This is a genomic window from Allorhizobium paknamense (assembly GCF_030815125.1).
Taxonomy (GTDB): Bacteria; Pseudomonadota; Alphaproteobacteria; order Rhizobiales; family Rhizobiaceae; genus Allorhizobium; species Allorhizobium paknamense.
The window spans coordinates 96,435-119,627 of record NZ_JAUSWH010000014.1 but is presented as its reverse complement, the minus strand read 5'-3'; the positions used below and the strand labels follow the sequence as shown (position 1 = coordinate 119,627).

The following is a 23,193-nucleotide window of genomic DNA, read 5'->3' as shown; positions in this document are numbered from 1 at the left end:
CTCCATGCTGCTGGCATCTTTCGGCCTTCTCTCTGTCGCCGCCGGATGCCAGGTGCGCCCGCTCTACAGCGAGGACAAAGGCACGCGCCGCATGCTCGCCTCGATTTCCTTTTCCGCCGCCAAGGACCGCGTCGGTCAGGAAGTCCGCAATCGCCTGATCTTCCTGGCGGCCGGTGGCCAGGGCGAACCGGCGCATCCGGAGTATCTGGTGGACCTGAACGTCCAGGCCGAAACGCAGGACGTGCTCTATGACCGCACCTCCGACAAGGCGACGGCCGGTCGCGTCGTGGTCAGCGCCGATTACACGCTGAAGAAGGCCTCGGATGGTTCCATCCTGCGCATCGCCCATCGTCAGGCGGTGGCGCTGGTGGATTTCCCCTCGCAGGAATTCGCCAAGCTGCGCGCCAAGCGTGACGGCGAAAACCGCGCCGCCCAGGAATTGGCCGAGTTGATCACGGCGGATCTTGCCGCCATCCTTTCAAAGTAAGCCGGAAGCGGCGGCCATTTTTGCGAAAACTGGCCGCCACCATGGGTGAGGCACGGCATGTCCGAAATCAAGTCCCATGAATTCGATGGATTCCTGAAATCCTCCGCCCGGCATTACCGGCTGTTTCTCATTTACGGTCCGGATGTCGGTCTGGTGTCCGAGCGCGCCGCGCTGATTGCCAAAGCCACTGGCGTCGATCTCAACGATCCTTTTTCCGTCATCAAGCTGGATAGCCACGACATCCAGTCCGATCCCGGGCGGTTGCTGGACGAGATGAATGCCTTCGGCCTGTTCGGTGGCGAAAAGCTCATCTGGGTCAAGGGTGTCGCCAATGAGAAGGGCGTGGCCGACGGGCTGAAGATCCTTGCCGAAGCGCCCCCGGAGGGCAGCTATCTCATTCTCGAAGCCGGGGATCTGAAAAAGACCTCCGCCACCCGCAAGGCCGGCGAGGCGCGCAGTGTCGCCGTCATCCCCTGCTATCAGGACGATGCGCGGGCCCTGAATGCGCTGATCGATGCGGAATTTGCCGCAGCGGGCAAGCGACTGACGCCCGATGCGCGCGCCTTGCTCCTGGAAAGCCTCGGCGGCGACCGCCGCGCCTCGCGCAATGAAATCAGCAAACTGCTGCTCTATTGCCAGGAGGAGGCGGTGGTGGATGAGGCGCATGTGGAGGCGATCATCGGCGACGCCAGCGCCATCTCCACCGACGAGGCGGTGGATGCGGTTCTCTCGGGCAATGCCGATCAATTGCTGCATGCCGTGCAGAAGATCACCACGTCGAAGACGCCGATTTTCCTTGTTCTGCAGGCCTGTCTCAGGCAGTTCCAGCAACTGGACGTGATGCGCCTGGAGGCCGAGGAAAAGAAACTGCAACCGGCCCAGGTCATGCAGACCCTGGGGCGAAGCATTCATTTCAAGCGCAAGCCGCTGATCGAAAAGGCACTGCGCGTCTGGACGTCCGAGGCGCTCGCCCAGGAAATGAAACGCCTGCAAGGCGCCATTCTCTCCACCCGCAGGCAGGCAAGCCTCGAAGACACGATTGCGCTGCAAACGCTGCTGGCCGTGACGCTGCAATCAGCCCGCCGCAGCCGGTAATCCTGCTGCATAATTCCTTAAACCGGAATCGATTTAAGGATAAAATTATGCAGCAGATTTAAAGTCTTACAGCGTCCTTTGTGCGTTTCATAAAACGCACGGCGCTGTAGTGCATAATTTTATCGATCCTCGTTTCACTCGGGTCGCATTATGCAATATTTCACGGATCAAGCCGCCTGAAATCCAGGCTTTCCGGGTCCATGATCCACAATTCGCCGTTGGAAATGTCGAACCAGGCGCCGTGGATCTTCAATTTTCCTTCTTCCTCCAGCGCCCGCACATAGGGGAAGGTTCTCAGATTTTCGATGGAATTGCGGATGGAGATCCGCTCCATGGCGGTCTGGCGTTCGGTATCGGTCAGAACGGATGCATTCTGGATCTGCTCGGCGGCGGGGCGCACGAGGTTCATCCACTTGCCAATGAAATCGCCGGGGGCCAGCGGCTCGGCATTGGGATCGAGCGCGGCACGGATACCGCCGCAGCGGCCATGCCCCATGATGATGATGTCTTCTACCTTCAGGCTCTGGACGGCAAATTCCAGGGCGGCGGAGGTGGAGTGATACTGGCCGTCGGGCTCATAGGGCGGCACCATGTTGGCCACGTTGCGCAGGACGAAAAGCTCCCCCGGCCCGCAATCGAAAATCGTTTCCGGCGCCGCTCGCGAATCGCAACAGGCGACGACCATGGTCTGCGGTTTCTGTCCCTGTTCGGCCAGATGGCGATAGCGGTCCCGCTCATCGACATAACGGCCGGTCATGAAGCTGCGATAACCGGTGAGAAGGGAGGTTGGAAAATTTTGCATGGCCTGAATTAGCGCGATGCAGCAGGCTTGGCAATCTCCTGACTTTCCCGGGGGTGTGGACCCGGCACCACCAGCCTTCTGAGAGAGACCGGGGCCAGAGGTGCCACCAGGCTTTCGCGTTCGCTTTCCAGGGCCAATTCATCACCCTGGCGCTTGACCGTCCTTTGCAGCATCTCGAACACGCTGGCACTGGCAAGCCGTAGCGCCTCCTCTTGCGGCTTGCCCATCAGATGCGCCAGAAACAGCGCCGAAAACAGATCGCCAAGCCCGTTCGGCGCCCGGTCCACGGCGCGGTGCTCGGCAAGCACGGCTGTCTTGCCTTCTATGAGCAGATTGCCGATGCTGTTGGCCATCATCGGAAAGGCGGAGGTCACCACCAGACGATCCAGACCGATCCTGGCGGCGGCCTTGATGATGGCGCTGTTGTCGGAAAAGGTTTCTCCCGTCAGCCAGGCGAATTCGAACCGGTTGGGCGTGGCGACGCTGGCAAGCGGCAGAAGGTGATCGCGAATGGCAATGGCTGTTGCCTCCGGCACGTAAAGGCCGCTCATATCGCCGATGACCGGATCGCAGAGATAGATCAGGTCCGGATTGCGCTCTTTCAGGTGCCGGATCAGCCGGGCCACGGCGGCTGGCTGGGCAGGAGCGCCGAAATAGCCGGTCATCACCGCCTTCACTTCGCCCGCCCAGGGCGCCGCGATCAGATCGTTCACCGCACTCTCGAACAGATCGTCGGGAAAGACCATGCGCGTCGAGCGTCCGTGCCCCGGATGCCAGGGCAGCACGACGGTGGGCATCGACCAGACGGGAAAGCCGAGGCTTTCCAGCGCAAAGACCGAGGCGCGGTTGCCGACGGAGCCGCGAATGACATGGCTGGAAATGGAAATGACGGCTCCGCCGCGCGTTTCAGTGCTCATGGACAATGCTTTCCCTTGGACAGGTTCTCAATGGGTTGCCGGCTGCTGGACGTTCGTGCCGCGGTTCGGCATCCTTCTTTCTAAAATAATCATGTCACCCTCTTGACAGCTTGCATATCAGTCTTTGCGGCGGCTGTCGAAAGCGTCATGGGGGCTGACCCATTTTCGTGATTTTTTCGGAATTTTGACGCGTTTTGGCTTCTGTTCGACAAAAATTTCCGAAATTTTCGGCCAAATTCGGTCGCAAACCCGGGTGAAAAGCGTAAAACAGGCTCGAAATGCATGATTCGCAAAAAAACCTATAGAGTTTCGCAAGCATTGTTCATTCACAGTTATGAACGGTATCCAGACAGTCGGGGAGGCTGACAATGGTGGTAGCAAAGCGGGTTAAAAGGGAGCAGTTGTTTGCCGACGCCCGCTCCAATGGCAATGGCGGCGTGGACCCGGAAGTGCTCTTTGGCCGGGCCAGCAATGATGATTTGCAAAGCTATACGCCCGCCATGCTGGCAGAGGCGGCGCGGCGCGCCAGACAGGATCTTGCCCGCTGGGACGGCGAGACCGCGCAGATCGTCATCGAGCCGGTCGAAGGCATCATCGCCAGCGGTCCGCTCAGTGTCTTGTCCATCGTCGATCGTAACAAGCCCTTTCTCTACGACTCGGTCATGGGCGAGGTTACGAGCCAATTCCGTGATATTCATCTGGCCGTTCACCCCATCCTCGTTGCGGAAGGCGACAGCTTCGTTCTGGCCGAGCAGGATACCGATCCCGCCAAGCGCATCAGCTATATCCAGCTGCATCTGGCGCCACTCTCGGCCGAGCAGGCGGAAGGGCTCGCCGCTCGGCTGCGCGCCGTGCTCGCGCAAGTGCAGAAGACCTATACCGACTGGCAGCCCATGCTGTCGCTTCTCGATACCGCCATTGCCGAGCTTTCCGCCCAGCCAGCCCTGCGCCGCAAGACGGAGCGGGAGGAATCGCTTGCCTTCCTGCATTGGCTGCGCAACGACAATTTCACCTTCCTCGGCATGCGGGAATATGTCTATTCCGGCGAAGGGCCGAAGGCGACGGTCGAGCGCGGCAAGGGCAGGGGCCTCGGCATTCTCTCCGATCCCGATGTGCTGGTGCTGCGCCAGGGCCGCCATCAGGTGACCACCACCCCGGAAATCCTGGCCTTCCTGCAGGGGCCCGATGATCTGATCGTCACCAAGGCCAACGTCAAATCCGTGGTGCATCGCCGCGCCTATATGGATTATGTCGGCGTCAAGCGCTTCGATGAGAACGGCAAGGTGGTGGGCGAGCTGCGTATCGTCGGGCTGTTTACCGCCACCGCCTATACCGGTTCGGTCAATCACATTCCGCTCCTGCGCGCCAAGGCGGAGAAGGTGGTCAGCCATTTCGGCTTCGATCCTCTCAGCCATTCCGGACGCCTGCTGCAGAACACGCTGGAATCCTATCCGCGCGACGATCTCTTCCAGATCGATGCCGAGCTTCTGGCGCGCTTCTGCGAGCAGATCATCGATCTAGCCGAGCGGCCTCGCGTGCGGGTGCTGCCGCGCATCGACCATTTCGACCGCTTCGTCTCGCTGCTGGTCTTCGTGCCGCGTGAGGAATACAACTCCTTGATCCGCGAGCGCATCGGCAATTACTTCAAGGAGACCTATGACGGCCGCGTCTCCGCCTATTATCCGGCCTTCCCGGAAGGCGGCGTGGCGCGGGTGCATTTCATCATTGGCCGTTCGGAGGGCAAGACCCCGCGTATACCGCAGGCAAGGCTGGAAGAGGCGGTCAAGGCCATCACCACCCGTTGGGAAGACCGTTTCCGCACGCTGGCCCCCGAGGGCGCGCCGCAGTTGATGGTGACCCAGGCCTTCGAAGAGGCGTTTTCGCCGGAAGAGGCCGTGGCGGACCTCGCCCATGTCTCCGATTGCCTGAACGGCTCTTCCGTGTCCATTGCCTTCCACCAGCGCCAGGATGGCGAGCGCCAGGCGCTTTACCTCAAGGTCTTCCACGCGGGCGAGCATCTGCCGCTGTCGCGGCGTGTGCCGCTTTTGGAAAATCTCGGCTTCAACGTCGTCAGCGAACGTACCTTCGATCTCGCTGTCTCCTTACGGAACGGAGCGCCGCAAAGGGTGGTGCTGCATGATATGGAGCTTGGCCTGCGCGCTGGCGGCAGCTTCAGTCTCACGGATCAGGCGCCCGCCGTGGAAGAGGCTTTCCTCGCCGCCTTTGCAGGCGTGGTGGACAATGATGCCTTCAACCGGCTGGTGCTGAATGCCGGGTTGTCGGTGGCTGAAGTTGCGGTACTCCGGGCCTATGCAGCCTATCTCCGGCAAGGCGGCCTGGTTTTCTCCGCCACTTACATGGCCGAAACGCTCAGCAAATATCCGGCCATCGCCGCGTTGCTCGTCAGGCTCTTCCTGCAATCCTTCGATCCGAAACTCTCAGACAAGACGCGGATGAAGCGGCTTTCGGAGTTGCGCGGCGAGATCGAGGAGGCGCTGGCCGCCGTTCCGAGCCTCGATGAAGACCGCATTCTGCGCCGCTACCAGAATGCCATCGACAGCACCTTGCGCACCAACTACTTCCAGAAGGGCAATGGTCAGCGCATCAAGCCGATGCTGGCCTTCAAGTTCGATCCGCAATTGCTGGATGGCCTGCCCGAGCCGCGTCCCTTCCGGGAAATCTTCGTTTACGGCACGGAGGTGGAGGGCGTGCATCTGCGCTTCGGCAAGGTGGCGCGCGGTGGCCTGCGCTGGTCGGATCGTGCGCAGGATTACCGCACCGAAGTACTGGGCCTGGTGAAGGCGCAGCAGGTGAAGAATGCGGTGATCGTGCCGGTGGGGGCCAAGGGCGGCTTCTACCCGCGCCAGCTGCCAAGCCCCGCCAATCGCGAGGAGTATCTGCGGCTGGGGCGTGAAGCCTATATGACCTATATCCGCACCCTGTTGTCGATCACCGACAATATCCGCGAAGGCGAAGTGATCGCACCCGCCGATACGGTGCGGCTGGATGGCGACGATCCCTATTTCGTCGTCGCCGCCGACAAGGGCACGGCCACCTTCTCCGATACCGCCAACGGTCTGGCGCGCGAGGCGGGCTTCTGGCTGGACGATGCCTTCGCTTCCGGCGGTTCGGCAGGCTATGACCATAAGAAGATGGGCATTACCGCGCGCGGCGCCTGGGAGGCGGTGAAGCGGCATTTCCGGGAAATCAATGTCGATATCCAGACCACGCCCTTCAGCGTGGTGGGCGTAGGCGACATGTCCGGCGACGTGTTCGGCAACGGCATGCTGCTGTCGCGCAAGATCCGGCTGATTGCCGCCTTCGATCACCGCGATATCTTTATCGATCCCGATCCAGACATGGAGAAATCCTTTGCCGAGCGCAGGCGCATGTTCGCCCTGCCGCGTTCGAGCTGGCAGGATTACGATCGCAAGACGCTCTCCAAGGGCGCAATGATCATCTCCCGCACGGAAAAATCCGTGAAGCTGACGAAGGAAGCTGCCGCCGCCATCGGCCTTGAAAAGACCGTGGCGACGCCGTTCGAGATCATGACGGCAATTTTGAAGGCCGATGTCGATCTTCTGTGGTTCGGCGGTATCGGCACCTATGTGAAGGCGATTTCCGAAACCGATCTGGAGGTGGGCGACCGCGCCAATGACGCCATCCGCGTCACGGCGGACGAGGTGCGCGCCAAGGTGATCGGCGAGGGCGCCAATCTTGGCGTCACCCAGAAAGGTCGTATTGCCTTCGGCCTGAAGGGCGGGCGTTGCAATTCCGACGCCATCGACAATTCGGCGGGCGTCAATTCGTCCGACGTGGAGGTCAATATCAAGATCGCGCTTTCGACGGCGGTAACGTCCGGCAGGCTGGACATGGCCGCCCGCAACAAGCTGCTGGCCTCGATGACCGATGAGGTGGCGGAGCTGGTGCTGCGCAACAACTATCTGCAATCGCTGGCGATTTCGCTTACCGAACGACAGGGTGTAGCCAATCGGGAAGACCTTTCCCGCCTGATGACGGTGCTGGAAACCTCCGGCCGGCTGAACCGCAAGGTGGAGACCCTGCCCGACGATGCGGCGCTGGCCGAGCGTTACGTGGCGGGCAAGGCATTGACCCGTGCGGAAATCGGCGTGCTGCTCTCCTATGCGAAGATTTCCCTCTTCGACGATCTGGTGGACAGCAGCCTGCCGGACGAGCCTTATTGCGCCGCCATTCTGGAAAGCTATTTCCCGAAGAAAATGCGCAAGGCCCACGCCGCCGATATTGCCGGTCACCGGCTGCGGCGGGAAATTATCGCCACGCTTCTGGCCAATCACGTCATCAACCGTGGCGGGCCGGGCTTCATCGTCCGCATGGCCGATGCCACCGGCGCGCGGCCGGATGTCATCGTCAAGGCGGCACTCGTCACCCGCGACGGGCTGGATCTGCCCGCCTATTGGGACCGGATCGATGCCTTGGACGGGCAGATTTCCGGTGACGTGCAGAACGACCTTTATGCGCGGATCGAAACGGTCTACCGCGCCTTTACCAAGCTTGCAGTGGATACGGCGGTGGCCGCCGGTGATCTCGGCGAGGCGGTGAAAAAGGTGAAGGCGGCGGTTCGCAGCTATCGTGGCATCAGCCGCAGCGTGACACCGGAGGATTTCGCCGGCGCCATCGCCGCCGATGCCGCGGCCATGGTGGAAAAGGGTGTGCCGGAAGATCTGGCGCGGGATATTGCCGATCTCAAGGCTCTGCCGGTGGTGCCGGATATCATGGCGGTCGCCGAGCGGGCAGGGGCCTCGCTGCAGAAGGCGGCGGAAAGCTATCATTCCGTCACCCAGATCTTCCGCATTGGCCGTCTGCTGTCGCAGGTGGAGCGGATCACAACCAATGACCATTATGACAGTCTGGCACTGCTGCGCAGCCTGGACTTCATTCTCTCCGCCCGGCGCGCCATCGTCGTCAACGCACTCACCGAGCATGGCGGTGCAAAAGATGCCGTGGCCGCATGGCGGGCGGCGGATGCGCTCAGGATCAATCGTCTCGGCAGCGAGTTGATTGCGCTCAGTGAAGGCGATCCGACGCTCTCGCGCTTTACCGTGGCCGCAAGCCTGCTCACCGATGTTGCGCAGGTGAAGGCGTAATGCCAATGTCCCTGCCGCACATCCTTCAAATTGGGCGGCAGGGACATGACACAAGCTTTTCAAACGGGGGTGAAGCCTGCCGGCAAGGCGGGCATCTGGGGCTGGATGCTGTTCGACTGGGCAGCCCAGCCCTTTTTCACGGTGGTCACCACCTTCATCTTCGGGCCCTATTTCGCCTCCCGCTTCACCAGTGATCCGGTGGGGGCGCAGGCGGCCTGGAGCAATGCGGCGACGGCGGCTTCCGTCGTCATCGCCTTGCTGTCGCCGGTTCTGGGGTCGATTGCCGATCGCAGCGGTTCGCGAAAGCCGTGGATCGCTTTCTTTGCCATAATCAAGATCGTCTCGCTTTCGCTGCTCTGGCAGGCAGCGCCCGGTTCACCCATGCTGCCGCCGTTGATCCTCTTCAGCCTGGCCTCGATTGCGGCGGAATTTTCGATTGTTTTCAACGATTCGATGATGCCGACGCTGGTGGCGCCGAAGGATGTCGGGCGGCTTTCCAACACCGCCTGGGGGCTTGGCTATCTTGGCGGCATGATCGTGCTGATTGCCGTCGTGCTGTTCATCGCCGCCAGCCCGGAAACGGGCAAGACCATTCTCGGCAACGCGCCGATCTTCGGCCTTGATGGGAAACTGGGCGAGGATGCCCGCATCACCGGACCCATTTCCGCGGCCTGGTACCTTCTCTTCATTCTGCCGATGTTTCTCTTCACCCCGGACCGGCAAAAGGGTGAGCCGCTCCGCCGCGCCGTGCGCGAGGGATTTGCCGATCTGGTGGCCACCTGGCGCGAGGTACGGCAGCGCCATGGCATTCTGCGCTTTCTGATCGCCCGGATGATCTATCAGGATGGCGTCAACGGCCTGCTGATCCTCGGCGGTGTCTTCGCGGCTGGCCTGTTCGGCTGGTCCACGATGGAAATCGGCATTTACGGAATCATTCTCAACGTGGTGGCGATCTTCGGCTGCCTCGTCGCCAGCCGCCTCGATGCAGCGCTGGGGTCCAAGACCATGGTGGTGATCAGCCTTGTGCTGCTGATCATTGCCACGGTCGGCATTGTGTCCACGGGCCTGTCCTTCACGGCCTTCGGCCTGTTGCCGCTCTCCACCGAAAGTTCCGGCAGCCTGTTCGGCACTCCGGCGGAGAAGGTCTATATCCTCTATGGCGTGCTGATCGGCCTTGCCTTCGGTCCGGTGCAGGCTTCATCCCGATCCTATCTGGCGCGCAGCATCAAACCCGAGGAGGCGGGCCGCTATTTCGGCATCTATGCGCTCTCGGGCCGGGCCACCAGTTTCATGGCGACGCTGTCCTTCTCCATCATCACCGCCAGCCTGGGATCGGCCCGGGCCGGGATGGCAAGCCTGCTGGTCTTTCTTGTGACCGGGCTGGTGCTTTTGCTGCGAACGCCCTATCCGGCAAACAAACCATAAAAAAAAGCCGGTCGCGAGACCGGCTTTTTTGTCATTTATGCCATTCAGATTTTTCTGGACATGCTTCAGAGACTGACACGGAAGCCTTCCGTACCGCCGTCTACCGGCGCGCCATTGGCGGTGACGCTGTAGCCATCGCCAGCACGGCTGGCCTTGAGGGCGATCACCTTGCCATTCACGGTCACCTCCGCCTCATAGGCCTCCATGCCGGCGGGCAGGGCGGGCTTGACCACCAGGTTTTCGCCCTCGCGATGAATGCCGAGGAAGCCTTCGACCGCGAAGCGATAGAGCCAGCCTGCCGAGCCCGTATACCAGCTCCAGCCGCCACGGCCCTGATAGCCGGGGCCGCCATAGATATCAGCGGCAACCACATAGGGTTCGACACGGTAGACATCGGCAGCTTCGGTGGTCTCGGCATGGTGAACCGGGTTCAGCATGGAGAAGACCTTCCACGCCTTGTCGGTGCGGCCGAGCTTGGCCAGCGCCAGACCGGTCCAGATGGCGGCATGGGTATATTGGCCGCCATTCTCGCGCACGCCCGGCGGATAGGACTTGATATAGCCCGGATCCTGACGGCTCTTTTCGAAGGCTGGCGTGAACAGACGGACAATGCCTGCCTCGTCATCGATGAGGCGCTTTTCCACCGCATCCATGGCCTTCTGCTGGCGATCCGGCTCGGCAAAGCCCGAGAGAACCGACCAGGACTGGGCAATGGCGTCGATGCGGCATTCGTCGGACTGGTCGGAGCCCAGCGGGTCGCCGTCGTCGAAATAGCCACGGCGATAGTGTTCGCCATCCCAGCCCGCCTTTTCCAGCGCCGCCTTCAGCGTTTCCAGATGCTTCTTCCAGCGTTTGACGCGTTCGCCGTCCTTGCGCTCCTCGGCAAAGGGCAGGAAGAGGGTCAGCGCATTGGCGAGGAACCAGCCCAGCCAGACGCTTTCCCCCCGACCGGCCACGCCGACGCGGTTCATGCCGTCATTCCAGTCACCGCCAAGGATCAGCGGCAGGCCGTTGGTGCCGGTGCGGCTGACGGCAAGGTCCAGCGCCCGGGCGGCATGTTCGTAAAGCGGCGCCTTCTCGTCCGAAATATCCGGCTTGAAGAAGGCATCGTGGCGGCCAAGCGCCAGCGTCGGGCCGTCGAGGAAGCTTACCTCCTCATCCAGCAGCGACTTTTCACCCGTCGAGGTGACATAGGCATGGATGGCATAGCCCAGCCACACCACGTCATCCGAAATGGTACTGCGGATGCCCGCGCCATTATGCGGCAGCCACCAATGCTGCACGTCGCCTTCCTTGAACTGGCGGGAGGCGGCGTTGAGGATCTGGCGGCGCGCCAGTTCCGGGCGGGTGGTGAGGAAGGCAAGGCTGTCCTGCAACTGGTCGCGGAAGCCGTAAGCGCCCGAGGCCTGATAGAAGCCGGCACGCGCCTTGATACGGCAGGCGAGCGTCTGGTAGGGCAGCCAGTGATTGACCATGTGGTCGAAGGCCTTGTCGCCGGTCTTCACCTTGATATGGCCGGTGAAGTCGCTCCAGAAGCCCTTGGCCTCAGCCAATGCGGCGGCAAAGCCCTTGGCCTTGGCTTCGGCGATGAGGCCACGGGCCTCTTCCGCCGTCTTTGCATCGCCCATGATCAGGGTGATGGTCTTTTCCTCGCCCGGCTGCAGCTCGATGTCGAAGGCAAGAGCCGCGCAGGGATCGCCTTCCGGATCGATGGAACCGGAGAGACGCGCACCGCGTGCCACCGCCTGTGGCATCTGAATGGAGCCATGCCGACCGATGAATTCCCGGCGGCTGGAGGCAAAGCCGGAGGCCTGCTCCACGCCGGAGAAGAAGGCGATACGGCCCGAATAATCGATGCTGTAGGGGTTCGTCGCAAACAACGCGCCGCTGTCCTCGTCCTTCGAGGTCAGCACGAAGGGCGTGGTTTTTTGCGGGTTGTTGCCGAGAATCCATTCCACATAGCCATAGGAGCGCAGGCGACGCGGCGCAGAGCCGGTGTTGCGCACGGCAAGCTTTGTGAAGCGCACCGGCTTTTCCTGATCGACGGTCACGGTCAGTTCCACGGCCAGATCGGCGGCTTCGGTCTTGAAGACCGAGTAGCCCAGGCCATGGCGGGTTTCGAAACCGGCATCGCGGCGGTTGCTTGCGGCCTGGATCGGGCTGACCACCTCGCCGCTCTCCAGATCGGCCACATAGAAGGCCTCGCCGGTGCGGTTGGTGACGGCATCATTGCTCCAGGGCGTCAGCTGGTAGTCACGCGAGTTGCTGCTCCAGGTGAAGCCTGCACCTTCCGCAGAAACGTGGAAGCCGAAATTGTCATTGGAAATGACGTTGATCCACGGATGCGGGGTAGACTGGCCGGGCGCCAGACGAATGACATATTCGCGTCCTTCGTCGGCAAAGCCGCCATAGCCGTTCCAGAAATCGAGATCGCTGCCATCCATGGTGATCACGGGGGCATCGTCATTGACCTGAACGCTCGGCACCGGCGGATACCAGTCGGCTTCCGTCGCTTCCGCGCCGCGCGGGGCGGCGAAGAGTTCGGCAGCACGCGTGACCTGATCGGAAATCTTGCCGTTGCGGGCATGGAGCACCACGCGGGCGGCAGCGAGAACGGCATTCCAGCCGCTATCGTCCATCAGGTCACGGCGAACGGTGAAGACATGCTGCATGCCGTTTTCGGCCTGCTTGTGCTTCAGCCCTTCGGCCAGCTGTTCCAGCGCATGCTGCATGTCCTGCGCGTAGGATTCGGCCCGCTCGTTGAGAATGACGAGATCGGCCACGACGCCATGGCGTTGCAGGTAGTCCTGGGCAGACAGCGCCTCCTTGACGACTTCTGTGTCCATCTCGTCGTTGATGCGCAGCGCAAACATCGGGTAATCGCCCGAGATCGCGTTGGGCCACAGCGCCGATTGCGAGGCAAGACCGGCGCGGACGGTTTCCGGATCGGCGCGCAGATGCATGTCCGGATAGACGAGATAGCGGCCCAGATGCTGGAAGGCGGCAGCCTGCTGCGAGGTGATGCCGATATGGCGCATCTCCACCTGGGTTCTGGTCCAGGCATGCAGCATTTCCTGGTTGAAGGCCTCGGCGTGGCGATACTGCTCGATGGCGGCATCGACTTCCTGACGGCTCGGTGCGGCAATCGTCCAGTAGACGAGGCTGACCTTCTTGCCCGCCGGAACGCGCACGACGCGGCGCAGCGACACGATCGGGTCCAGCGTGAAGCCATCGGTGCCGGAGAGTGTTGCCCCCGGATCGAAGGCGGCGGCAGTGGCCAGCGTGCGGCCACGGCCGATGAAGCGGTAGCGGTCGGTCTCGAATTCCGTGGCGCGGCCCGAGCCGGAATCATCCGACACGAGATGGGCGACGCAGACATTCGGATCGCCCGGCGACCGCTTGTTGCGCTCGACGCGGATCACATCGCCGCGACGGCCAAGCTCGGTCTTCACGAACATGCGCGAGAAGGCCGGATGGGCATTGTCGTTGTCGTCGCTGGAGAGCACCGGTTCCATATAGGAGGTCACTTCGATGAAGCGGTCTTCCGTGCCAGTGTTCAGCAGCGTCACGCGGCGGCCTTCGGCATCATGCTCGGTGCCGACGACGCATTCGACGGTGGAGGTGATGTCGCCCACGGTCTTGGAGAATTCGGCCTTGTCGTCGGTGAAGACGACGCGGGTCTTTTCCTCCGCGGCCCGGCGCGGCGTGGCGGTGGTGGACCACCATTCGCCTGACGCCGTATCGCGCAGGAAGATGAAGGTACCGGCGCGGTCTTCCGTCGGGTCCGCCTTCCAGCGCGAGACGGCAAGGCCATTCCAGCGCGAAAAGCCGGAGCCCGTGGCGGTGAGCATCACCGAGTAATGGCCGTTGGAGAGCAGCACCAGTTCGCGATCCTTGGAGAGCGGATCGGTGATGGTGCGCACTTCCGGACGCATCAGGTCGGCCTGGCCCTTGCCGGGGGTCTGCGGCTCGTATTTGCCGCTCATCACCGGAATTTCGCGCGGCGCCTTTTCCTGCAGCAGCAGTTCGGCGGCTTCGATCACCGGATCGGCATGGAAGAGTTCCCGCAGCAGGCCGTTGAAGGTGACGTTGGCGATGGCCGCGATCGACATGCCGTGGTGGTGGGCATAGTAGTTGTAGACCACCGCGCAGGGCTTGCCCTTCGGCACGCGGGTGGGGGTGAAGTCCACCGCATCATGAAAACCGTACTGGCCAAGCGCGCCGAGCGCCCTGAGCTTGCGCAGGTTTTCCGCCGCCGCCTTCGGATCGTACTGGCTGGCGAGGATCGATGCGTAAGGGGCGATGACCGCGTTCTGGCCGAGGCCGCGCTTCAGGCCCAGCGTCGGCACACCGAAATTGGTGTACTGATAGGCCAGCGCATGGTCGCGAGCGTTGAAGGCCGCTTCCGAGATCCCCCAGGGGATGTTCAGCCGCTTGCCGTGGTTCATCTGTTCCTTGACGATCAGATTGTTCGTCTGGTTCAGGATGCCGCCATGACGTTCCTGCATGACCAGTGGCGGCATGAGATATTCGAACATCGAGCCCGACCAGGAGACGAGCGCGGCCTTGGAGCCGATCGGCACCACCTGACGGCCCAGCTTGTACCAGTGCTCGGTGGGCAGGTCGCCCTTGGCAATGGCAAACAGCGAGGTGAGGCGGGCTTCCGATGCCAGAAGGTCGTAGCAGGCCTCGTCCAGCTCCATCGTTTCAACACGGTAGCCGATGGACAGCAGACGCCGCTCCTTGCGGAACAGGAAGGCGAAATCCATCGAGAAGGCGAGATTGCGGGCGCGGTCGCGCAGGCTCGCCAGACGCTGGCGCAGCGGCTCGATATTGGAGAGGTCGAAGGATGCATCGGCGATATGGGCTTCGCAGACGGCCACCAGCGATTCCGACCAGCGGGTGATTTCCGTGGTCTTGTCGGAACGCACCTCGTGATGCAGGTTCTGCGCGAGCTTCAGCACGTCGCGGGCGAGAACCGCCAGGTTGATGACGCGGATGGTTGCGAATTCGTGCTCGCGCTTGACCGCAGCCAGAGCGTTGTTGAAGCCGACGATGCGCTCATGCAGGCGGCGGCGCAACGGCCGTACCATCTTGCGGTCGTCCGGCAGTTCCTTCAGAGTTTCCATCAGGATGGCGCCGACATCGCCGATGCCGTCCAGATTGCCCTGAAGATGCGCCGAGGGCGCTTCCGCCCAATGGCGGCAGGCAGATGACACGGCGATCAGGTGACCGGCGAGGTTGCCGCTGTCCACCGCCGAGATATAGCGGTTGCCGAGCGGCTTCAGCGTGTCGGTGTGGTACCAGTTGTAGATATGGCCCCGGAACTTGTCCATCTTCTCGACGGTGCCGATGGTCTGTTCCAGCTTTTCCAGCGTCTGTTCGAAGCTCAGCCAGCCGAAATGGCGGCCCGAGACGATGGACAGCAGATAGACGCCGATATTGGTGGGCGAGGTGCGCCGCGCCACGACCGGTTCCGGCGTTTCCTGGAAATTGTCCGGCGGCAGGAAATGTTCCCCGGCATTGGCGAAGGTCTCGTAATAACGCCATGTGCGGCGGGCGATGAGACGCAGTTCCTGCACGGTTTCTTCCGGCACGAACAGGCGGTCTTCGGTTTCCGCCGACTGGCTGACATACCAGGCGATCACCGGCGACAGCACCCACATCAGCGTGAAGGGCAGGGCGATGAGCGCGCCGTAGCCGGCAATCGAAAAGGCCAGCGCAAAGGCGACAATCGCCAGGGCCGGCGCATAGCGCATGGTCTTGTAATAGGTCAGGATGCTGCCCTGCGCCACCGACTGGATGGAGGCGGCGGTGCGCCATTCCAGCAGGAATTTGCGGCTGACGGTCAGGCGGTAGGCCGAGCGGATGATGGCATCGGCCATCATGCAGGCCATGTCGGCAATGAAGACGATCCGCAGCGCCACCTGGGCATTGGCGCCCTTGGCATCGTTCCACAGCGACTGGAAATGGGCTGCCGGCACGATATCGGTCTGGCGCGGCACCAGCGCATTGATCAGCGAAATGGTGGGCGCGACGAACAGGCTGAAGATCAGCAGCAATTGCCAGATCAGCAGGGTCATCGGGTCCATGACGAACCAGCCGATGACGGACGCGCCGAACCAGGCGATAGGGGTCAGCGACCGGCGCAGGTTATCGACCATCTTCCAGCGGCCAAGGGCGGTAATGCCCCGGCTCGGATCGAAGATATAGGGCAGGAGCTGCCAGTCGCCCCGTGCCCAGCGATGCTGGCGCGAGATTTCCACCTCGTAACGGGTGGGGAAATCCTCCACCAGTTCCACATCCGTCACCAGCGCGCAGCGGGCGAAGGAGCCTTCGAGGAGGTCGTGGCTGAGAATGGTGTTTTCATCGATCCGGCCCTTGATGGCGCGTTCGAAGGCATCGACGTGATAGAGGCCCTTGCCGGTGAAGGTGCCTTCGCCGGTAATGTCCTGATAGACGTCGGAGACGGTGAAGACGTAAGGATCGAGACCGCGATTGATCGAGAAGACGCGCTGGAAGACAGAGGCATCCTTGCCCGTGGTCAGCGACGGCGTCACACGCGGCTGCAGAATGCCGTAACCGCTGATGACGCGGCCCGTCTTTTCATCATGCACCGGACGGTTGATCGGATGGTAGAGCTTGCCGACCAGCTTGGTCACCGCATCGCGCATCAGGCGCGTATCGGCATCCAGCGTCATCACATATTGCACGCCCTCCGGCACCATATTGGCGCCCGGCAGATAGGAGGTGTCCTTGTCGCCGCGCAAGAGCAGGTTCAGCTCATGCAGCTTGCCGCGCTTGCGCTCCCAGCCCATCCAGCAGTCTTCCTGGGGATTGTAGAGGCGGCGGCGGTGCAGAAGGTAGAAGCGCGTCTTGCCGTCGTCATTGTAGCGGGCGTTCAGCGCGGCAATCTCGCGCTTGGCATAGTCCAGCACCTCGATATCGGCTTCGGTCTCTTCGACCTTGCTGTCGGGCCAGTCGCTGAGCAGCGAGAAATAGACCTCGCCGCGCGGATTGGTGAGATAATGGACTTCGAGATTGCGGACCAGTTCGTCCACATGGTCACGCTTGGAAATCAGGCAGGGCACCGCCACCAGCGTGCGCGCGTCCTCTGGAATGCCTTCCTTGAACTCGTAGCCCACCAGACGGGCGGGTTTCATGATGAAGGTGACAAGCGTGTTGAACAGGCCCGTGGCGCCTTCCGAGGCCGGAAGCGCAAACAGCAGCACCAGAAGAATGATGACCGGCACCGAAAGACCGGCATTGCCGAGGTAACCTGCGATGATCAGCAGCGCCAGCGCCGTCAGCGCCAGCACCGGCGCGGCAATGGCCAGCCAGTGCAGCCGCTTGAAGGCGCGGGTGAACGACACATGGAAAGGCACATTGTAGCCGATGGCCTTTTCCAGCACTTCGCGCTGGTCCCCCACCAGGAAGGAGCCGACATTGGAGGGCGCATCGAGCCCGCCTTCGCCGGAGGCTGCTGCCGCCTGCTGCGACAGGTCGATGGCGGCCTGGGCAATCTGCAGCTCCGTCTTGTCGGAGCGGCGGGCGAGCTTTTCGATGGTGGTGCGGTAGCTGTTGCGCGAGCCGAAATCCAGCGCCTCATAGTCGCTGTGATTGCGCAGGATCTTGTCGACATGGCTGACTTCTTCGACCCACACCGACCATTCGGTGTCGTCGATGGTGCGCAGCCCCTTGATGATGCTGCCCATGCTGACATTGCCGGAAGACAGCCGGTTATGCTCGGCGGTCATCGCCTCTTCGGGCGTGCGGCCAGCCGCTTCCAGATGCTTTTCCAGCCATTCGATCGCCATGGCGGAGGTCTGCGAGCCATTGCGCAGGCGATAGAGGAACTGCGTGGCGAAGGTATTGTCGGAGGCGACCGGCTCCAGCGTCTTCAGGTAGCTGGCGCAGGCGGTCTCGTCATTCAGGCGAATCACCTCATCCGCCGCCTCGTTGGCCTTGCGGCGCATCTGGCGTGACCGCTCGACACGGGTGGAGATGCGGCGGAGATTTTCCACCAGCACGAAGCGCACCATGGAAGGCAAGGCCCACAACTCGCCGATTTCCAGCGATTGCACCGACTGGTAGCCCTCGGCCAGCGCCGTCAGGGTTTCCCGGGTCACGGTGCTGTGGGTATGGGCCACATAGGTCCAGGCCAGCGCCAGCACGCGCGGGATTTCCACGCCGTTGAACCTGATCATCGGCAGCTGGTTATAGAATTTGCGCGGGAAGTCGCGGCGAACTTCCTGGATCGCTTCCTCGATGATGTAGTGGTTGTCGAGCAGCCATTCGGCAGCGGGCGTAATTGTCGCGCCTGCTTCCACATCCACGGCCACGGTGCGGTAAACGCGAAGGATCTCGCGTTCGTTTTCCTTGTGGCGGGCGATGAAATCGAAGGCGGAATAGCCCGGCAATTCCTTCAGCGGTTCGGTGGCCAGCGTCCTTGCCTTGTCCCGCAATTCATCGATTGTGAGATAGGGAGCGCGGATCGAATCGTTGTAATCGAGGATCTTGCTCTCGGCGTCTTTGGGCGCGGCAGTGGGCGTAATGGTTGAAGACATGGCTCTCGTATCTGTTACCAGCGGGAGTGAATGGAGTGGGTCGGAGCGAAACGTGGTGTCAAAACTCGGTCATGTCGCTTTCCGGCTCCGAACAGAAAAATTTTGGCGGGTCATCGTCTGACCGCGCCGCATGATGGGCGGGGCGTTTGGCAGGGCTTGCGACGGTCGATCAGTAATACTGGCCTTTCCGCAGGGCTTTTCAAGATGACCATCCGGCTTGCCGAGGCGAATCAGCCCTTTTGCGGCCAGCCTCCGGCAAAGCGGGCCGGAATCAAGCCCGTGCAGGGGGAAGGACAATCCTGTAGCCAAGCGGCGAAAACCTGTCATCGTAGCGTGCATGCCATCCTTGTTGCAGAAAACCGTTAAGGCTTCATTCACCATGGAGCAGGCGGGTCCTTTGGAGTTCAAGGGCGGCACATTGCCCTGCCGAGCTTGAACCCAAGCTGAACAAATGCCAGACTTGTCTGCCTTTGCGGCCGCCCCTTTCCCTCCCAAGGATCGCTTTTTCCATGTCCATCCACCAGCCGAACATCATGCCTGACGTCGTTGCCTACAGGCACTATCTGCATCAGCACCCGGAGCTTGGGCTTTCGGAGGTCAAGACATCCGATTTCGTCGCCTCCAGGCTGGTGGAGATGGGATATGAGGTGACCCGCGGCCTTGCCACCACCGGTCTCGTGGCAACTCTCAGAAATGGAAACTCCAGCCGCGCCATCGGGCTTCGTGCCGATTTCGATGCCCTGCCGATCCACGAGCAATCCGGCGTCGACTATCAGAGCCTGCATCCCGGCCTCATGCATGCCTGTGGCCATGACGGCCATACCGCCATGCTGATGGGTGCTGCAAAAATCCTGGCAGAGCGGCGTAATTTCGACGGGACGATCCACCTGATCTTCCAGCCTGCGGAGGAAAATTACGCGGGCGCCCACCTGATGATCAAGGACGGGCTGTTCGAACGCTTCCCCTGCGATGCCGTCTTCGGCCTGCACAACGACCCCTCCATTCCCTTCGGCCACTTCGTCTTCCGCGAAGGGCCGATGATGGCCTCTGCCGATGAGTGCAAGATCACCGTCATCGGGCGCGGCGGTCACGGTGCCGAGCCGCAGGCTGCCGCCGATCCGATTCTGGCCGGAGCAAGCATCGTTCTTGCCCTGCAAAGCATCGTTGCCCGCAATATCCATCCGCTCGAATCCGCCGTCATCACCGTCGGCGCTTTCAACGCCGGCGTTGCCAGCAATGTCATTCCGGAAAAGGCGGAAATGGCCGTGACCGTGCGGGCGCTGACGCCGGAGGTGCGTGACGAGCTGGAAAGGCGTATCCGCGCCGTCGTGGAAGGGCAGGCGGCAAGCTATGGGCTCAGTGTCGAGATCGATTACGAGCGCGGCTATGCGCCGACGATCAATCACAAGGCCGAGACCGATTATGTGCGCAACCTGGCACGCCGCTTTGCCGGGGAGGACAAGGTGCGCGATATGGAGCGTCCGATCATGGGCAGCGAGGATTTCTCCTTCATGCTGCAGGAGCGCCCCGGCACCTTTTTCCTGCTTGGAACGGCAAAGACCGAGAACGATCCGCCGCTCCATCATCCGCGCTATGATTTCAACGACGAGATCATCCCCCTCGGCGTCAGCTTCTGGGTGGAACTGGCGGAAGATTTCCTGAAGAAGGCGTGACATTACAGCGCCGTGCGTTTGATAAAACGCACGGCGCTGTAATGCTTTAAATCTGCTGCATGATTTTCGCCTTAAATCGATTCCGATTTAAGGAATCATGCAGTAAAAGAGGGCCCGCCGCCAATGGCAACGGACCCCCTCGCCCCTAAAGCGTTGTCCCTAGAAAAGTGGAAACCGGTTTTCCGTCCGGAAATGCGTAAAAACAAAGAATGAAAGCGTTTCAGTATTTCCGTGAAATACCGAGATGGTTTCACCGCGGGATCAGGCGCGGATGGCGATCTTCTCATCTTCCTTGAGCAGGCCGCTCGTCTGCAGGAGGGCTGCAAAACGGCCACCCTTGGCGCTCAACTCGTCATAGCTGCCCATTTCGATGATGCGGCCATGGTCGAGGAACAGCACCATATCCGCCTCCCGCACCGTCGACAGCCGGTGGGCGATAATGAAGGTGGTGCGATCGCGGCGCAGCCGGTCGATGGCATTTTTCACCCGCGCTTCCGTTTCCACGTCCAGAGCACTGGTCGCTTCGTCCAGCACCAGGATCGGCGCATCCTTGAGGATGGCGCGGGCAATGGCGATTCGCTGACGCTCGCCGCCGGAAAGCCGGTTGCCGCGCTCGCCCACCTGGGTTTCAAAACCGTTGAGACGGCTTTCGATGAAGTCGGTCGCGGCAGCGGCGGCGGCGGCTTCCGCCACATCGTCATCCGAGGCGTTTTCCCGGCCCAGGCGGATATTGTCGGCAATCGAGCGGTTCAGCAGCCCGGCATCCTGGAAGACGGTGGCAATCGAGTTGCGCAGCGATTGCCGGGTCACGGTCGTTACATCGACGCCATCGACCAGGATCTGGCCGGCCTGCGGCTCGTGCACCCGCTGGAGCAGGTTGACCAGCGTCGTCTTGCCAGCGCCCGTCGGGCCGACAATGGCGATGGTCTGTCCGGCCTTGACCGTGAAGTTCACGTCCTTCACGCCCTGGGTGGTATTGGCGAAATCGAAGGAGACGTGACGGAATTCGACATCGCCGCGCACCTGGCCGAGATCGCGTGCACCCTTGGGTTCTTCGCGCTCCTGAACCGAATCTTCCAGCGTGTAGAAATCCTCAAGCTTGGCGCGGGCCTCGAAGATCTGCGTGGAAAACTGCCGCATCTGGTCGAGACGGGCGATCAGCAGGTTGGCGAAGCCGATGAAGGCGATCACGTCGCCGACGCGCAATTCACCCTGCTGCACCAGCAGCGTGCCGATGACCAGAATGATCAGCATGGATGCAGTGGAGGCAATACGATTCAACCCGCTTGCGATAGCCCACCAGTCGAGAACGGGATATTGTGCATCCAGCAATTCACCGGTGAATTTTTTCAGGGCTTTGGTTTCCGCATCGATACGGTTGTAGCTATGAACGACGGAAACATTGCTGATCGAATCACTGACATGCGAAAAGACGGTGTGGTAGTGGGTTTCCACCGAAGCCTGGCCATCCTTCGTCTTGTTCATCACGGTCTTGCCGATGACGACATAGATCAGGCCGAGCACGAGGAGCACCAGGGTCAGCCGCACGTCCATCGAAAAGGCGGTGGGGATGAGAAGGCCGAGCGCCACGGCGGTGGCCAGATGCGTGCGCATGAATTCCAGCCAGAGCCCGAACAGGGTCTCGCTGGCGCGCAGCAGGGTATGCAGGGCGTTCGACGTGCCCCGCTGGTGATGCCAGCTGAGCGGCATGGAAATGATGCGCCCGAAGGCTTCCGTCAGCAGGCTGGCGCGGCGGCCATGGGCAAGCCTGTCGGCCTCTCGCGCCACCAGCACGAAGGCGATGGTGTTGAAAATACCGAAGCCGCCCCACATGAGCAGAATGTCGGTCACCGGCTTGCCGGCCGAAATGGCGTCGATGATCCAGCCGAACAGGATGGGCTCGGCAATCGTGATCACCGCCAGGATGATGTTGGCGGCAACGACGATGCTGACCTTCAGGCGATAGGCGCCAAGATATTGCAAGGCTCGCCAATAAATTTGGAAGAGGGACACTTTTTGTAGCTCTCCATGTTTTTCGGTGATTTTACCGATTTGCCCACTATTTTAATGGGACGAACCTGAACGCTGCCTATACGGCGAGGGTTTTCCCTCGTAATTTTCCGTAGGGTCATTCTTTATCCGTGACATAGGGTGCGAAATCTTGGATGGGAGCATTAACGCACGCATAAGATTAACGATGCCAGGTGGATGCACGGGACCCGTTAATTTTTTGCAGTTTTTGGCTCATTAGCCGATTTCGATTGGGGGAAATGTGAGCGTTAATCATTTATTGCAATTCATGATCGTTTCGCAGGGCTGCCGAACGCAGGAAGAGCTTGTTCAGGAGTTCGAAAAGCTGCTGAGCGCCTATAATGTCGATTTCTATGGCCTTGTGCGCACGCCGAAGCCGGATCAGAATCCGCTGTCGCTGGTTCTGGCCGGGCGCTGGCCGGAAAAATGGCCGCAGGTCTATGTGGCGAAGAAGTTCGTGCTGATCGATCCGACGATCCGCTATCTCGCGCAGGCGCAATTGCCTTTCCGCTGGAGCGATGCGCTGATGGCCTTCAAGGAAGATCCGCATTTCAAGCGCATGCAGCGCATGATGGTTGAGGCCCAGCGCGTCGGGCTGGAAGACGGTTATGTCTTTCCCATCCACGGACGCGGCGGCCTGCTCGGCAATATGAGTATCGGTGGACGGCCTCTGGAATTGTCGCCGCTGGAGATCATGCTGTTCGACAGTGTTGCCAAATGCGTCTTCTGGGCGATGGTCGGTCTTTCCGGTGCCTCCCTGCCCACGCTTCCCAAGGCGGATGCCCGTCTGACACGCCGCGAGCTTGAGATCCTGAACTATCTCGGTGACGGCATGACCTCGAACGAGATGAGCCGCATGCTGGACATCTCCAATCATACGGTCGACTGGTATGTGAACGAGTTGCAGGACAAGCTGAACGCCAAGAACCGCCAGCACATGGTGGCGCTGGCGATCCGCCTGGGGCTGATCAACTAACACGCGATGATCCTGCCACTGCAAGATGGCCTTGCCCGGTTTTCTGGTGGCTGCCCCCGCCACAGGGAAACCTGAAGCTTGTCGCGCAAAAGTG

11 protein-coding genes are annotated in these 23,193 nt (G+C 61.4%); 6 read left to right on the top strand and 5 right to left on the bottom strand.

Features of this window, described 5'->3' with window-relative positions; translation table 11 throughout:
• Nucleotides 1-4: 4 nt before the first annotated feature.
• Together lptE and holA are read left to right on the top strand one after the other, a co-directional pair.
• On the top strand, nt 5-487 hold the full coding sequence (lptE, locus tag QO005_RS18685; protein WP_307159613.1) for an LPS assembly lipoprotein LptE: 483 nt from the start codon (nt 5-7) through the stop codon (nt 485-487).
• A 57-nt stretch (nt 488-544) separates the two neighbouring features.
• Nucleotides 545-1,582 carry a DNA polymerase III subunit delta gene (holA, locus tag QO005_RS18680; RefSeq protein WP_307159579.1) on the top strand — a complete coding sequence of 346 codons (1,038 nt, stop codon included), beginning with the start codon at nt 545-547 and terminating at the stop codon, nt 1,580-1,582.
• A gap of 160 nt (nt 1,583-1,742) precedes the next feature.
• On the opposite strand, the gene QO005_RS18675 is transcribed toward holA, so the two are convergent.
• Together QO005_RS18675 and pdxY are read right to left on the bottom strand one after the other, a co-directional pair.
• Nucleotides 1,743-2,384 carry a carbonic anhydrase gene (locus QO005_RS18675; RefSeq protein ID WP_307159578.1) on the bottom strand — a complete coding sequence of 214 codons (642 nt, stop codon included), beginning with the start codon at nt 2,382-2,384 and terminating at the stop codon, nt 1,743-1,745.
• A gap of 8 nt (nt 2,385-2,392) precedes the next feature.
• The gene (gene pdxY, locus QO005_RS18670; protein WP_307159577.1) at nt 2,393-3,301 is read right to left on the bottom strand and encodes a pyridoxal kinase PdxY; all 909 of its coding nucleotides are present in this window, start codon (nt 3,299-3,301) and stop codon (nt 2,393-2,395) included.
• Between the two features lie 368 nt (nt 3,302-3,669).
• Between pdxY and QO005_RS18665 the strand changes: the two genes are divergently transcribed.
• Nucleotides 3,670-8,427, top strand: coding sequence for an NAD-glutamate dehydrogenase (locus QO005_RS18665; RefSeq protein ID WP_307159575.1), 4,758 nt, complete (start codon nt 3,670-3,672; stop codon nt 8,425-8,427).
• A gap of 45 nt (nt 8,428-8,472) precedes the next feature.
• Complete coding sequence (locus QO005_RS18660; RefSeq protein WP_307159574.1) at nt 8,473-9,852, top strand: MFS transporter; 1,380 nt, start codon at nt 8,473-8,475, stop codon at nt 9,850-9,852.
• 65 nt (nt 9,853-9,917) lie between these two features.
• Here the strand turns inward: QO005_RS18660 and QO005_RS18655 are convergent, their stop codons facing one another.
• Both QO005_RS18655 and QO005_RS18650 read right to left on the bottom strand, forming a co-directional pair.
• Entirely contained in the window at nt 9,918-18,419 is an 8,502-nt protein-coding gene (locus QO005_RS18655) for a glycoside hydrolase family 94 protein (RefSeq protein WP_307159573.1), read from the bottom strand.
• Nucleotides 18,420-18,488: 69 nt separating this feature from the next.
• Nucleotides 18,489-18,800, bottom strand: coding sequence for a hypothetical protein (locus tag QO005_RS18650; RefSeq protein ID WP_307159572.1), 312 nt, complete (start codon nt 18,798-18,800; stop codon nt 18,489-18,491).
• A gap of 128 nt (nt 18,801-18,928) precedes the next feature.
• On the opposite strand from QO005_RS18650, the gene QO005_RS18645 reads away from it, so the two are divergent.
• On the top strand, nt 18,929-20,092 hold the full coding sequence (locus QO005_RS18645; RefSeq protein WP_307159571.1) for a M20 aminoacylase family protein: 1,164 nt from the start codon (nt 18,929-18,931) through the stop codon (nt 20,090-20,092).
• A gap of 261 nt (nt 20,093-20,353) precedes the next feature.
• Here QO005_RS18645 and QO005_RS18640 read toward each other — a convergent pair whose 3' ends face one another.
• Complete coding sequence (locus QO005_RS18640) at nt 20,354-22,105, bottom strand: glucan ABC transporter ATP-binding protein/ permease (protein WP_307159570.1); 1,752 nt, start codon at nt 22,103-22,105, stop codon at nt 20,354-20,356.
• A gap of 259 nt (nt 22,106-22,364) precedes the next feature.
• Between QO005_RS18640 and QO005_RS18635 the strand changes: the two genes are divergently transcribed.
• On the top strand, nt 22,365-23,099 hold the full coding sequence (locus QO005_RS18635) for a LuxR family transcriptional regulator (RefSeq protein ID WP_307159569.1): 735 nt from the start codon (nt 22,365-22,367) through the stop codon (nt 23,097-23,099).
• Nucleotides 23,100-23,193 lie beyond the last annotated feature (94 nt).